Annotated in this window: 11 protein-coding genes; all 11 read left to right on the top strand. The window is 63.4% G+C overall.

From position 1 onward, the window contains the following. Nucleotides 1–720: 720 nt before the first annotated feature. A complete protein-coding gene (tssA, locus tag VSR68_RS21790; RefSeq protein WP_342941816.1) occupies nt 721–1,764 on the top strand; it encodes a type VI secretion system protein TssA in 1,044 nt (347 codons plus the stop codon). Nucleotides 1,765–1,842: 78 nt separating this feature from the next. Beyond that, nucleotides 1,843–2,343, top strand: a complete 501-nt coding sequence (gene tssB, locus VSR68_RS21785; protein WP_028369702.1) for a type VI secretion system contractile sheath small subunit — start codon at nt 1,843–1,845, stop codon at nt 2,341–2,343. Between the two features lie 25 nt (nt 2,344–2,368). Further along, nucleotides 2,369–3,865 carry a type VI secretion system contractile sheath large subunit gene (gene tssC / locus VSR68_RS21780; RefSeq protein ID WP_342941815.1) on the top strand — a complete coding sequence of 499 codons (1,497 nt, stop codon included), beginning with the start codon at nt 2,369–2,371 and terminating at the stop codon, nt 3,863–3,865. 46 nt (nt 3,866–3,911) lie between these two features. Next, nucleotides 3,912–4,403, top strand: coding sequence for a type VI secretion system tube protein Hcp (locus VSR68_RS21775; RefSeq protein ID WP_342941814.1), 492 nt, complete (start codon nt 3,912–3,914; stop codon nt 4,401–4,403). 142 nt (nt 4,404–4,545) lie between these two features. After that, the gene (locus VSR68_RS21770) at nt 4,546–5,385 is read left to right on the top strand and encodes a type VI secretion system accessory protein TagJ (protein ID WP_342941813.1); all 840 of its coding nucleotides are present in this window, start codon (nt 4,546–4,548) and stop codon (nt 5,383–5,385) included. Next, entirely contained in the window at nt 5,378–5,890 is a 513-nt protein-coding gene (gene tssE / locus VSR68_RS21765) for a type VI secretion system baseplate subunit TssE (RefSeq protein ID WP_342941812.1), read from the top strand. The genes VSR68_RS21770 and tssE overlap by 8 nt, the downstream gene beginning before the upstream one ends. Before the next feature lie 4 nt (nt 5,891–5,894). Next, nucleotides 5,895–7,772 (top strand): type VI secretion system baseplate subunit TssF, encoded by a 1,878-nt coding sequence (tssF, locus tag VSR68_RS21760; RefSeq protein WP_342941811.1) that lies wholly within the window; start codon nt 5,895–5,897, stop codon nt 7,770–7,772. Continuing rightward, on the top strand, nt 7,757–8,848 hold the full coding sequence (gene tssG, locus VSR68_RS21755; protein ID WP_342941810.1) for a type VI secretion system baseplate subunit TssG: 1,092 nt from the start codon (nt 7,757–7,759) through the stop codon (nt 8,846–8,848). The genes tssF and tssG overlap by 16 nt, the downstream gene beginning before the upstream one ends. A gap of 4 nt (nt 8,849–8,852) precedes the next feature. Further along, nucleotides 8,853–11,561, top strand: coding sequence for a type VI secretion system ATPase TssH (gene tssH / locus VSR68_RS21750; protein WP_342941809.1), 2,709 nt, complete (start codon nt 8,853–8,855; stop codon nt 11,559–11,561). Between the two features lie 25 nt (nt 11,562–11,586). Beyond that, complete coding sequence (locus tag VSR68_RS21745) at nt 11,587–11,976, top strand: DUF4280 domain-containing protein (RefSeq protein WP_342941808.1); 390 nt, start codon at nt 11,587–11,589, stop codon at nt 11,974–11,976. Nucleotide 11,977: 1 nt separating this feature from the next. Then, nucleotides 11,978–14,002: a type VI secretion system Vgr family protein gene (locus VSR68_RS21740; RefSeq protein ID WP_342941807.1), complete on the top strand. Its 2,025-nt coding sequence runs from the start codon at nt 11,978–11,980 to the stop codon at nt 14,000–14,002. The last annotated feature ends 11 nt before the right edge of the window (nt 14,003–14,013 follow it).

The raw sequence follows: 14,013 nt of genomic DNA, 5'->3' as shown, positions 1-14,013 counted from the left end.
GCGTTGCCACAAGTCCGGCAACGCCGCATCGCAAGCACGGTCGACCGCACGTGCGCATTCTATGTGTGTCACACGTCACCCCGCATGATGAGCACAGCATCGCGCTGTGCGGATTCAGTACCCGAAAAGCGTCCGTTCGTTTGAAGCTGGGAAGCTGACATACGGCTATCGGTCCGCCGTTGTTCAGCGTCGACTAATAGAGGAAACAGGTATTCACCGCAATAGTGCGAAAAGTACTGCCTTAGGCATTAGGTATTGCACACGCCGGGACAAAACCAATATGAGGGTTTACCTTATTGCGTCCAATCGTGCTTTTTTTCAATTTTGTGAGACTCGAACGTTTACTAGATGGTAATGCCGACGAATGACGCACAGGTTGCCATTCATGTAAAACCAAGGCCGTATGCGCATCTTGCGTTTTTTTAAGGCGTTCAGAGACGCCATTTTTAATTGAATTTTTGAATCGGTTTTACAAAAGCGAGAGCATCGAACCTGTCCTTTAATTTTAAGGATTGCGTGCTATCCTCGTATCGGTCTGCCGCAGCAGTGACCGCGTTACGACGTGGCTGTATAAACGCGTGCCTACTTAAGTAATCCAAATCGTTTTCGATTGGCTCTTCGATCCGGGGGAAGTCCAGTTTCGACAGTTAACGTGGCGTGAGTCGTCGCGAAGAGCGAGCACGCTAAAACTATTCGTCTCTGACTGCAGCGAAACAAGAAATGGCCACGCTCGATGCCGGGGTACTGCTTGCCGAAATCTCTCCAGAAAGCCCTTGTGGGGACGATGTCGAATACGACCCGCTGTTCCGCGAACTCGAACAGGCCGTTCACGGCAAGCCGGATGTCCAGTACGGCGCAACCGTAGTCGCCGCCACGCCGCCCGACTGGAAGATAGCTCAGTCGCTTTCTCTCGAACTGTTCGCCAAGAGCCGCGACTTGCGCGTGGCCGCGCATCTTGCGCGCGCGCTGCTGCATCGTCAGGGCTTCGCCGGTCTTGCCGAAGGGCTTGCGCTGATCGAAGCGCTGCTCGAACAGCACTGGAATCATGTCCATCCGCAACTCGATCCCGACGACGACAACGACCCGACTGCGCGCATCAATGCACTGACCGTTCTCGTCGATCAATCCGGCTTGCTGCTTGACGTGCGCGATACACCGCTTGTCACTTCGCGCACGCATGGGATCGTCAGGCTGCGGGACATCGAATATGCGAACGGCGACGTACCCTCGCCCGAAGGCGTCGAACCGTTGACGCTCGCATCGATCGACGCGGCGATCGCCGACGTACACGACGATGCCGTGCGCGTCGTCGCTGCGTTGCAGGGCGCGCGCAGCAGCAACACACGTATCGAAACGCTGCTGACGGAGCGCGTCGGCACGGCCCAGGCCATCGATCTGTCGCCGTTGTCGCGCCTGTTGCAGCAGGCGTCGGGATTTCTTGTCGAGCGCATCGGCGAAGAGGCGCCGCAAGCCGAAGACGCGGACGAAGCAGCAGCGGGCGAAGCGGAAACGAACGCGCCCACGGGCACAGGTGCGCGAGCGAGCGCGCCGCCGACGGGTGAAGTGAACAGCCGGCAGGATGTGATCCGCCTGCTCGACAAGATCTGCGCTTACTACCAGAAGCACGAGCCGTCGAGTCCGGTGCCGCTGTTGCTGAACCGCGCGCGGCGTCTCGTCGACAAGAACTTCATGGAAATACTCGAGGACCTGGCGCCCGAAGGTCTTGGCCAGGCCCGGCAGGTTGGCGGTATCGAAAACGAATAGTCGTGGGGAGTTGATCAGCAACGCAACTGATACGCTGCCCCGTCTATCGACGGTGCGGTGTCAACCAGGGGAACTGTCGTGGCCAAGGAAAGCAGCCAGAAATTCATTGCACGCAATCGCGCGCCGCGCGTGCAGATCGAATATGACGTCGAGGTGTATGGCTCGGAAAAGAAGGTGCATCTCCCGTTCGTAATGGGCGTGATGGCCGACTTGTCCGGGCAGCCCGCCGATCCGCTTGCGCCCGTCGCGGACCGCAAGTTTCTGGAAATCGACGTCGACAATTTCGATGAGCGCCTCAAGTCGATGAAGCCGCGCGTCGCGGTGCAAGTGCCGAACATGCTGACGGGCGAAGGCAATCTCGCCGTCGACATGACGTTCGAGAGCATGGACGACTTTTCTCCCGCCGCCGTCGCGCGCAAGGTCGATGCGCTGTCGAAGCTGCTAGAGGCGCGCGGCCAGTTGCAGAACCTCCTGACTTATATGGACGGCAAGACCGGCGCCGAGGAATTGATCGCGAAAGTACTGAACGATCCGGCCTTGCTGCAATCGCTCGCATCCGCGCCGAAGCCACAGGAATAAGCGCGACCAACAGTGGAGTCTGACCATGGCCGAACCCACCCCCCAGGAGCAGACGCAGCAGGCAGAAGGCGCGCTCGAAGTGAGCGACTTCGCCAATCTGCTGCAAAAGGAATTCAAGCCGAAAAGCGAGAAGGCGAAAGAGGCCGTCGAGACGGCCGTGCGCACGCTCGCGGAACAGGCGCTGCGCGATACAGCCGTTATTTCGAGTGATGTTCTCGCGACCATCGAGGGCCTGATTGCGCAGATCGACAAGAAGCTGACCGAGCAGATCAACCTCGTCATTCACTCGGAGGAGTTCCAGAAAGTGGAGAGCGCATGGCGCGGTCTGCACTATCTGGTGAACAACACCGAAACCGACGAGTCGCTCAAGATCCGCGTGATGAATATTTCAAAGGGCGAGTTGTATAAATCGCTCAAGAAATACAAAGGCACTGCATGGGACCAGAGCCCGTTCTTCAAGAAGCTCTATGAAGAAGAATACGGCCAGTTCGGCGGTGAACCTTATGGCGCGCTCGTCGCCGATTATTACTTCGACAACAGCGGTCCCGATGTGGACCTGCTGACCCAGATCGCGAAGATCTCGGCCGCCGCGCATGCGCCGTTCATCGCAGGCGCGGACCCCGCCGTCATGCTGATGGATTCGTGGCAGGAGCTGGCCAATCCGCGCGACCTGACGAAGATCTTCCAAACCCCCGAGCATGCCGCGTGGCGCTCATTGCGCGAGTCGGAAGATTCGCGCTACATCGGCCTCGCGATGCCGCGCTTTCTCGCACGCGCGCCCTATGGCGCGAAGACCAACCCCGTCGACGAATTCGACTTCGAAGAAGATACGGCCGGCGCCGACAGCGGCAAATACGCATGGGCCAACGCGGCCTACGCGATGGCGACCAACATCAACCGCTCGTTCAAGATGTACGGCTGGTGCTCGCGGATTCGCGGCATCGAGTCGGGCGGCGCGGTCGAGGGCTTGCCGGTGCATTCGTTCCCGACCGACGACGGCGGCGTCGACATGAAGTGCCCGACGGAAATCGCGATCAGCGACCGGCGCGAAGCGGAACTGGCGAAGAACGGCTTCATGCCGCTCGTGCACAAGAAGAACTCGGACTTTGCCGCGTTCATCGGCGCGCAATCGTTGCACAAGCCCGCCGAGTACGAAGACGCCGACGCCACGGCGAATGCGAATCTCGCCGCGCGCCTGCCGTATCTGTTCGCGTGCAGCCGCTTTGCGCACTACCTGAAGTGCATCGTGCGCGACAAGATCGGCAGCTTCAAGGAAAAGGACGACATGCAGCGCTGGCTGCAGAACTGGATTTTGCAATACGTCGACGGCGATCCCGCTCATTCCAGCGAAGAGTCGAAGGCACGCCGGCCGCTTGCTGCCGCCGAGGTCGTGATCGAAGAAGTCGAAGGCAATCCCGGCTATTACACGTCGAAGTTTTTCCTGCGTCCGCATTACCAGTTGGAAGGCCTGACCGTGTCGTTGCGGCTGGTCTCGAAGCTTCCGTCCGCCAAGGCGGCATGACGGAATTCCGTTGTTACTGACGAAACGTTTTTGAGTGGAGAAGAACATGGCCGTCGATATGTTCATGAAGCTAGGCGACATCAAGGGCGAGTCCCAGGACAAGACCCATAAGGAGGAAATCGAAGTGCTCGCATGGAGTTGGGGGCTGAGCCAGAGCGGCACGATGCACATGGGCACGGGCGGGGGCGCCGGCAAGGTGAACGTGCAGGACCTCTCGTTCACCAAATACGTCGACAAGGCGTCGCCGGCGATCATGGCGGCCTGCTGCAAGGGCTCGCATATCGACTCGGCCGTGTTGACCGTGCGCAAGGCGGGCGGCGACAACCCGCTTGAGTACTACAAGGTGACGCTGACCGCGTTGCTGATCAGTTCGTATTCGACGGGCGGCTCGGGTGGCGAAGACCGTTTCACCGAAAACGTGACGCTGAACTTCGAGAAGTTCCATGTCGAATATCAGCCTCAAAACGCGAAGGGCGCGAAGGAGGGCGGCGTCGTCGAGGTGAAGTGGGACATTCCGAAGAACGACCCGAGCAACTAGACGAGGGCAGAACGCCGTGCCGCACTCGTATGGCGCTGTGGCACGGCAACGCGACGGCGCGGGCCGATGGCATCCGGCTGTCGCGCAGTTGCACGTGGTTGCACGCAGTTGCATTTGACCCGGCCTGACGGAGCGAACTGACATGACCGCAGAGGAAAGCTTGCGCGAAGGCGATCTGGACGAGAGCCTGCGCCAATTGCAGATGCAGGTTCGCAACGATCCGTCGAAGGCGTCCCTTCGTGTGTTCCTGTTCCAGTTGCTCGCCGTGCTGGGCTCGTGGGACCGCGCGCTGAATCAATTGAACGTCGTCGGCGATCTCGACGCCGCCGCGTTGCCGATGGTGCAGACCTACCGCGAAGCGTTGCAATGCGAAGCGCTGCGCGAGCAGGTGTTCAACGGCACGCGCGCGCCGCTGATTTTCGGCGAGCCGACGGGCTGGCTCGCGCTGCTCGTCGAAGCGTTGCGGCTCGATGCGGCAGGCGACGGCGCGGCGGCCACTGCCGCGCGCGAACAGGCGCTCGCCGACGCGCCCACCACCTCGGGCAGCATCAACGGCGAGCCGTTCGAGTGGATCGCCGATGCCGACGGCCGGCTCGGACCGACACTCGAAACGGTGCTCAACGGCCGTTACTACTGGGTGCCGTTCTTCCGGATCAGGCGCATCGAGATCGAAGCGCCAGCCGATCTGCGCGACCGTGTCTGGACGCCCGCGACCTTCACATGGGCGAACGAAGGCCAGGCGGCCGGGCTGATTCCGACGCGCTATGCGGGCACGCTGGCGCAAAAGAGCCACGCGCTATGGCTCGCGCGCCTGACCGAATGGGTCGGCGGCGATGCGGCGGAAGCGCGTCCCGTCGGGCAACGGATGCTGACGACCGACGTGAACGACTATGCGCTGCTCGATATCCGCACGATCGAACTGGCGGTCGACGCACCGCCCGGCAGCGAGGGCGGCGCGGGCGCCGCGCCGGATCATGGCTGAAGCGAGCACGCGCGACCGGCTGCAGCCCTCGTTGCTCGACCGGCTGACCGACCACGAGCCGGAGGTGAAGCAGGAGGCGCGTGAGCGCCGCGTGCTGTCGATGCGCGCGCTGCGTCAGAGCGTGCAGCGCGATCTCGCGTGGCTCCTGAACGCGAATGGTCTCGCTTCCGTGCAGGACCTGTCGGGTTATCCGTATGTGAGCACGTCGGTGTTGAACTTCGGCTTTCCGGACATCGCGGGCAAGACGGCTTCGGGCATCGATGCAGCGAAGCTGGAGAAGCACGTGCGCGACGCGATCTGGGCATTCGAGCCGCGCATCATCCGCGACACGGTGCGCGTGACGGCCGTGCAGTCCGAAGAAACCACGGGCCGCCATAACACCGTGGCGTTTCTGATCGAAGGCGACTTGTGGGCGCAACCGTACCCGGAACGGTTGTACTTCAGAACCGAGCTCGATCTCGAAGCCGGGGAAATCAGAGTAATCGACCAGAGCGGGGCGCGTTGAATTCATGAACCCCGAACTGATCAAGTACTACAGCGAAGAACTCCAGCATTTGCGCGAGATGGGCGGGGAGTTCGCGAAGGAATATCCGAAGGTCGCCGCGCGCCTCGGGCTGGAAAGCCTCGAATGCGCGGACCCGTATGTCGAGCGCCTGCTCGAAGGCTTCAGCTTTCTCGCCGCGCGCGTGCAGATGAAGATCGATGCCGAGTTTCCGCGCTTCACGCAGCATCTCGCGGAACTGGTCTATCCGCACTATCTCGCGCCGACGCCGTCGATGGCCGTCGTACAGATCCGGCCCGATCTGAGCAACCCCGGCCTCGCCGAAGGCGTGAAGGTCGCGCGCGGCAGCGCGTTTCGCAGCGTGCTCGACAAGAACGGTTCGACGCGCTGCGAATATCGCAGCGCTCACGACCTGACGCTGTGGCCGCTCGAAATCGCCGATGCAAAGTTCTTCACGCACTCGGGCTCGCTCGGCGGCGCGGACATCGCGTTGCCGCCCGGCGTGAAAGCGGGTCTGCGGCTGCGGCTGCGCGCGACGGGCGGCCTCAGGATCAACCAGTTGAAGCTCGACAGGCTGGTGCTGTATCTGCGCGGTGCAGACGCGTTGCCGACACGCACCTATGAGCGCCTGCTCGGCTCGGCCGTCGGCGTCGTCGTGATGCCCGTGTCGCGGCCCGCAACGTGGCATGCGCAATTGCCGGCGACGGCCGTCGTGCCCGTCGGCTTTGCGCAAGACGAAGCGCTGCTGCCCATCAGCAAGCAGTCGTTCCAGGGCTATCGGCTGCTACAGGAGTATTTCGCGTTCGCGCAGCGCTTCATGTTCGTCGCGATCGATGGCTTGCAGCCCGCGCTGCGCCGTTGCGGCGACAACGAAGTCGAAGTGATCGTGTTGCTCAGGCGCGGAGATCCGCTGCTCGAACAGTCGCTCGACGCATCCAACTTCGCGCTCTTCTGCACGCCCGCGATCAATCTGTTTTCACGCCGCACGGACCGCATTGCGCTGTCCGCCGAGCAATTCGAGTATCACGTGATCGCCGATCGCACGCGGCCGATGGACTTCGAAATCTATTCGATCGAGGAAGTCACCGGCTATGGCGCGGGTGCCGCCGCCGAGCAGAAATTCGATGCGTTCTATCACGCGCGCGACCTCGGCGCGGGCCACGGCGCGAACGCGTACTACCAGGTGCGGCGAGAGAAGCGGATGCGCTCGTCGCGGCAGGCCGAACGCGGACCGCGCACGAGCTATCTGGGCAGCGAGACGTTCATCGCGCTTGTCGATGCGGCAAACGCGCCGTTTCGCGGCGATCTGCGTCAGCTCGGATTGCAGGTGCTCTGCACGAATCGCGACTTGCCACTCACGCTGTCGATTGGCAGCGGCGCGAGCGACTTCACACTCGATGTCGAAGCGCCCGTCGAGAGCGTGCGCTGCGTGAGCGGCCCGAGCCGCCCGCTGCCGTCATATGCGCATGGCGCCGTCGCATGGCGGCTGCTGAGCCATCTGTCGCTGAACTATGCATCGCTCGTCGATAGCGATGCGAAAGAGGGCGCACGCGCGTTGCGCGATCTGCTGAGCCTCTATTGTCCCGTCGGGGACCCGGCGACACAGCGGATGATCGAAGGCGTGCATTCCGTCGAATCGCATTCCGTGACGCGACGCCTGCCGTTTGCAGGGCCGATCGTGTTCGGCCGAGGCCTTGCGATCACGCTGACGCTCGACGACGCCGCTTTCGAAGGCGCGGGTGCGTTTGTGCTCGGCGCCGTGCTGTCGCATTACTTTGCGCAATACGTGTCGATCAATTCGTTCGCGGAGACGGTGGTGAGAACGCTGTCGCGCGGCGAGATCATGCGCTGGCCAGCGAGGGGCGGACAATGCCTGACGCTCTGACTCTGCTGCGCGAACTCGAAACACACGCATGGCGCTTCGACTTCTTTCAGGCGCTGCGGCTCATCGAGAACGCGCATCGCGACAAGCCGCGCATCGGCGAATCGCTGCGCCCGCGCGACGATGCCGTGCGCTTTTCACAGGAGCCGGAACTGATCTTTCATCCCGCGACGCTCGCCGCGCTGGTCCCATCGCGTGACGGACATGCGGCACGGCTCGCAGTGAATTTCATGGGACTGCTGGGGCCGAACGGGCCGATGCCCGTGCATCTGACCGAATACGTGCGCGACCGCGCGCGCAATGCGAACGACCCGACGTTCGCGCGCTTTCTCGACGTATTCCATCACCGGATGGTGTCGCTGTTCTATCGGGCGTGGGCCAACGCGCAGCCGGCCGTGAGTCTCGACCGGCCGGAGCGCGACCGCTTTTCTGTCTATGTGGGCAGCACGTTCGGCCTCGGCGAAGCGACGCTGCGCGAGCGCGATGCGGTGCCCGATTTCGCGAAGCTGCACTTCGCCGGACTGCTCGCCGCACCGACGCGTCCCGCCGCGGGCCTGCAACTGATTCTCTCGCGCTTCTTCAACCTGCCCGTGCGTATCGAGCAATGGGTCGGCCACTGGATGCCGCTGCCGCGCGACACGCTCTCGCGTCTGGGCGCGCGCGACGGATCGTCCGCGCTCGGCGTATCGACGTTGCTCGGCGCGCGCGTGTGGGACTGCCAGCACAAGTTCCGCATCGTCATCGGGCCGCTGACACTCGCCGATTACGAGCGCTTTCTGCCAGGCGGCGACAGTCTGCGCCGTCTGACCGACTGGGTGCGCAACTACGTGCGCGACGGTCTCGACTGGGACCTGAACCTGTGGCTCAAGCAGGACGACGTGCCGCGCCTCGCGCTTGGCCGCCGCGCGCGGCTCGGCTATACGACGTGGATGCTGGGCGGCCCCGCCGCGCAGGACCAGCGTCAGTTGAAGCTGCATCCCGCTTCCCGTTCCTCTTCGTTGTCCGGACGGCCCGGCGAACCCGGGCGCGGCGACGCGCGCATTCGTCAGCCGGAACCCCAACACTCATCCGAGGACTAGCAAAATGGCCGAAATCAAACGTGCAGCGTTGTTCGGCAAGCTGAACAAGCTGGGCTATCGCGCGATCGAAAGTGCGAACGTGTTCTGCAAGTTGCGCGGCAATCCGTATATCGAGCTCGTGCACTGGTTCCATCAGATCCTGCAATTGCAGGACTCGGATTTGCACCGCATCGTGAAGCATTTCGGCATCGAGCCTTCGGCGCTGGCGCGCGATCTGACGGATGCGCTCGACCGGCTGCCGCGCGGCGCGGGCTCCGTCGTCGACATCGGCTCGCAGGTCGAAGAGGCCGTCGAACGCGGCTGGGTGTTCGGCTCGCTGATGTTCGGCGAGTCGCAGGTGCGCACGGGCCATCTGGTCGTCGGCCTCTTGAAGACGCCGTCGCTGCGTAACGCGCTATACGGCATCTCGCGCCAGTTCGAGCGGATCAAGCTAGAGGCGCTCGTCGACGAGTTCGACAGCCTGCTCGGCGGCTCGCCCGAAGCGGGCATGAGCGCGAGCGACGGCTTTCAGGCAGCGGGCGCGGCTCAGTCAGGCGAGAGCGGCGGCGCGGTGCCGCCCGCCGCGATGGGCAAGCAGGAGGCGCTCAATCGCTTCACGACCGATCTGACCGAGCAGGCGCGCAATGGCAAGCTCGATCCGATCGTCGGCCGCGACGAAGAGATCCGCCAGGTGGTCGATATCCTGATGCGCCGCCGCCAGAACAATCCGATCTTGACGGGCGAAGCGGGTGTCGGCAAGACGGCCGTGGTCGAGGGCTTCGCGCAACGCATCGTCGCGGGCGACGTGCCGCCGACGCTGCGCGACGTGCAGTTGCGCACGCTGGACGTCGGCCTGCTGCAGGCGGGCGCGAGCATGAAAGGCGAGTTCGAGAACCGGCTGCGTCAGGTGATCGAGGAAGTGCAGGCCTCCGAGAAGCCGATCATCCTTTTCATCGATGAAGCGCACACGCTGGTCGGCGCGGGCGGCGCAGCGGGCACGGGCGACGCCGCGAACCTGCTCAAGCCGGCGCTTGCGCGCGGCACGCTGCGCACCGTCGCGGCGACGACGTGGGCGGAGTACAAGAAGCACATCGAAAAAGACCCGGCCCTCACGCGGCGCTTCCAGGTCGTGCAGGTGCCCGAGCCCGACGAGACGAAGGCGATTTTGATGATGCGCGGCATCACGTCGACGATGGAGAAGCATCACAAGGTGCAGGTGCTCGACGAGGCGCTGGAGGCAGCCGTGCGGCTGTCGCATCGCTACATTCCCGCGCGCCAGTTGCCGGACAAGGCCGTGAGCCTGCTGGACACGGCTTGCGCGCGCGTCGCCGTGAGCCAGCACGCGACGCCGCCTTCCGTCGACGATTCGAGAAAGCGCATCGCCGCGCTCGAAACGGAACTCGCGATCATCGGGCGCGAGACGGCTGTCGGGATCGAAACGGGCGAAAGGCTCGCGGCCGCGACGGAGCGTCTCACGACGGAGCGCGCGCGTCTCGCCGAACTCGAAGCGCGCTGGCAGGGCGAGAAAGAACTGGTCGAGCGCATCCTCGCGTTGCGCGCGCAACTGCGCAACGAGACGGGCAAGGTCGAAGGCGCGGCGAGCGCAGAGCCGATCGAACCCGCTGCCTCCGTCGATCCCGCCGCGCGCGAAACGCGTCTCGCCGAACTGCGCGAACTGCAATCGAAGCTCGCGGCGCATCAGGGCGAAGACCCGCTGATCCTGCCGACCGTCGACCAGCAGGCGGTCGCATCCGTCGTGCAGGACTGGACGGGGATTCCCGTGGGCCGGATGGTGCGCAACGAGATCGAGAACGTGCTGAAGCTCGCGGAAAACCTGAACAAGCGGATCATCGGCCAGGGGCATGCGACCGAGATGATCGCGCGGCGCATCCAGACGTCGCGCGCGGGACTCGACAATCCGAACAAGCCGATCGGCGTGTTCATGCTCGCGGGCACGTCCGGCGTCGGCAAGACGGAAACGGCGCTCGCGCTCGCCGAAGTGCTGTACGGCGGCGAGCAGAACGTCATCACGATCAACATGAGCGAGTACCAGGAAGCGCATACCGTGTCGTCGCTGAAGGGCGCGCCGCCGGGTTATGTCGGCTATGGCGAAGGCGGTGTGTTGACGGAAGCCGTGCGGCGTCGTCCGTATAGCGTGGTGCTGCTCGACGAAGTGGAGAAAGCGCATCCCGACGTGCACGAGATTTTTTTCCAGGTATTCGACAAGGGCTGGATGGAAGACGGCGAAGGGCGTGTGATCGACTTCAAGAACACGCTGATCCTGCTCACGACGAATGCGGGCACCGACCTGATCGCGAACCTGTGCAAGGACCCCGAGCTGATGCCGGAGCCCGAAGGCATCGCGAAAGCGCTGCGCGAGCCGTTGCTGAAGGTGTTTCCGCCGGCGCTGCTCGGGCGCCTCGTCGTGATCCCGTACTACCCGCTGTCCGACGAGATGCTCGGCGCGATCATCCGCTTGCAACTGGGGCGGATCGAAAAACGCGTGCGCACGACGCACAAGATTCCGTTCGCGTATGACGACGATGTCGTGAAGCTGATCGCGAGCCGCTGCACCGAACTGGAAAGCGGCGGCCGCATGATCGACGCGATCCTGACGAACACGCTGCTGCCTCACATCAGCAACGAGTTCCTCACGCGGATGATGAACGGCACCACGGTATCGAAGGTGCAGATCGGCGCGCGCGACGGCGAGTTCGTCTATACGTTCGATTGAGCGCGCGCCTTGACGGAGGATGCATATGCCGCAACAGGTCAGCATCGGAGCCACGTTGCAGTGCTCGTTCGGCGCAGCGCCTTCGACGCTCGTCGTGCTGCCCGTGAATCGCGTGATGGGCGAAGGGCCGCCCGCCGCGAACATCATGGACCACGTGCCGATGGTCAACATCATGCCGTTCGGCATGTGCAGCTCGCCCGCGAATCCGACCGTCGCCTCGGCGACGGCCGCCGCGTCGGGCGTGCTCACGCCGATGCCGTGCGTGCCCGCGACGATGTCGCCGTGGCTCACGGGCGCGCCGACCGTGCTGCTCGGCAACCAGCCGTCGCTCGACAACGTGTCGAAGTGCATGTGCAACTGGGGCGGCGTCGTCACCATCGTCAACCCGGCCACCGTCAACACGATGATTCCGTGACATGACTACGCAAGATCCGCTCCGCCACATCACCGTCAGTTGCGCGCCTGCCGGCAGCGACCTGCTGTTCCTGCGACTGACAGGGCACGAGGAACTCGGGCGGCTCAGCGAGTTTCATCTGGATCTGCTCAGCACCAGCAACGATCTGAAGCCGGGCGATCTGCTCGGCCAGGATATGTCGATTGCCGTGTCGCTGCCGTCCGATGGCGAGCGGCAGATCAACGGCATCGTCACCGCGTTTCGCATCGTCGCGCCCGGCGATCGCACGCGCAACCGGATGGCGCGCTACGAGGCCGTCGTGCGGCCGCGTCTGTGGCTGCTCACGCGTGCGTCGCATAGCCGCTTTTTCCATGAGATGACGGTGCCCGACATCATCGCGAAGGTGCTGCAGGATTACGACATCGACATGAGCAACAAATGCTCGGCGACGTATCCGTCGATGGAGCATTGCGCGCAGTATCGCGAGACGGATTTCGCGTTCGTCAGCCGGCTGATGGAGCACGAGGGCATCTACTACTACTTCGAGCACAAGAGCGGCAAGCACACGCTCGTGATGACGGATTCGGCGGACGTGCATACGTCGATCGATCACTACGCGACGATCGCCTACGACGGATGGTACGAGCCGGGCCACGAGAAAGAGTGCGTGTATCAGTGGTCGTCGGGCGCCGAGTTGCAGACGGGCAAGTACGAAGTGAACGAATACGACTTCGAAAAGCCGTCGTCGAGCAACCAGCAAGGGCTGCTGTCGCGCGCGACGCGTCCGAAGGTCTACGACCCGCCCGTGTACACGATGCAGGAGCATCTGAGCGGCCACATCCAGTCCGGCGACGGCGACCGTTACGCGAAAGTCGGCGTCGAGATTCGCCAGGCCCGCAACGACAGCATCAGCGGACGTTCGAGCGCGCGCGGCGTGTGGCCGGGCGGCCTGTTCAAGCTGCAAGGCCATGCGTGCGATGCGCAGAACCACGACTATCTGGTGGTCGGCGCCGACTACGAAATCAATTCCGACACGTACGTATCGACCTATAGCGACAATGGGAACCATAACCGCAACGACAACCGCGACGACAGGCGCACGCTGCCGTTCTTCGATTGCAGCTTTACCGCGCTGCGCAAGGAAAACCAGTTCCGCGCCGAACGCATCACGCCGCACCCCGTCGTGGCAGGCCCGCAAACCGCGATGGTCGTCGGGCCCGACGGCGACGAGATTCTCACCGACAAGTACGGCCGCATCAAGGTGCAGTTTCACTGGGAGCAGTTCGCGCCGCCCGCCGATGCAGCCGAGAGAATGAAGCGCTGCTGGGTGCGCGTGTCGCACGACTGGGCGGGCAAGCGCTGGGGCACGTTCTTCATTCCGCGCATCGGCCAGGAAGTGCTCGTCGATTTCATCGAGGGCGATCCCGACCGGCCGCTCGTCACGGGCTGCGTGTACAACGCGAACACGATGCCGCCGTATGACCTGCCGGCGAACGCCGCGCTCTCGACGCTGAAGAGCAATTCGACGAAAGGCGGCGGCGGGTTCAACGAAATGCGCTTCGACGATACGAAGGGCAGCGAGCAACTGTTCTTCCACGCGGAAAAGGACCATGAAACGTGGATCAAGAACGACATGCTGACGAACGTCGGCAACGACCGGCATCTGAAGGTGACGGGCAACGAATTCATCGCGGTGACGGGCGCGCGGCACGACAGCGTGACGGGCGATCGCAACGCGAAAGTGCAGGGCAACGACTCGCTGAACGTCAGCCAGAAGTTGCAGGAAAAAGTCGGAATGGACTATGCGATCGATGCGGGCATGAACATCCATATCAAGGCCGGCATGAATGTCGTGATCGAAGCGGGCGCGAGCATCACACTCAAGGCAGGGGGTGCGTTCGTCGTGGTGGGGCCGGCGAGCGTCGCGGTGTCGGGCACGCCGATCCTGTTGAATTCGGGCGGCTCGGCCGGGTCGGGCAGCGGCTCGTCGCCCACCGCGCCGACTGATCCGAAGGACGCTGATGATGGTACGAAGAAGCTCAAGTGATGAGGGGATGG

The organism is Paraburkholderia phymatum (genome assembly GCF_038900715.1).
In the GTDB taxonomy this organism is placed as follows: Bacteria; Pseudomonadota; Gammaproteobacteria; order Burkholderiales; family Burkholderiaceae; genus Paraburkholderia; species Paraburkholderia phymatum_A.
This window is presented reverse-complemented; position numbering and strand designations above follow the sequence as displayed.

Bases quoted from the DNA above. Each gene is read 5' to 3' on its own strand.
- tssF (WP_342941811.1), top strand. From the start codon at position 5,895: ATGAACCCCGAACTGATCAAGTACTACAGCGAAGAACTCCAGCATTTG.
- tssE (WP_342941812.1), top strand. From the start codon at position 5,378: ATGGCTGAAGCGAGCACGCGCGACCGGCTGCAGCCCTCGTTGCTCGAC.
- VSR68_RS21775 (WP_342941814.1), top strand. From the start codon at position 3,912: ATGGCCGTCGATATGTTCATGAAGCTAGGCGACATCAAGGGCGAGTCC.
- VSR68_RS21770 (WP_342941813.1), top strand. From the start codon at position 4,546: ATGACCGCAGAGGAAAGCTTGCGCGAAGGCGATCTGGACGAGAGCCTG.
- tssG (WP_342941810.1), top strand. From the start codon at position 7,757: ATGCCTGACGCTCTGACTCTGCTGCGCGAACTCGAAACACACGCATGG.
- tssC (WP_342941815.1), top strand. From the start codon at position 2,369: ATGGCCGAACCCACCCCCCAGGAGCAGACGCAGCAGGCAGAAGGCGCG.
- tssA (WP_342941816.1), top strand. From the start codon at position 721: ATGGCCACGCTCGATGCCGGGGTACTGCTTGCCGAAATCTCTCCAGAA.
- tssH (WP_342941809.1), top strand. From the start codon at position 8,853: ATGGCCGAAATCAAACGTGCAGCGTTGTTCGGCAAGCTGAACAAGCTG.
- VSR68_RS21745 (WP_342941808.1), top strand. From the start codon at position 11,587: ATGCCGCAACAGGTCAGCATCGGAGCCACGTTGCAGTGCTCGTTCGGC.
- VSR68_RS21740 (WP_342941807.1), top strand. From the start codon at position 11,978: ATGACTACGCAAGATCCGCTCCGCCACATCACCGTCAGTTGCGCGCCT.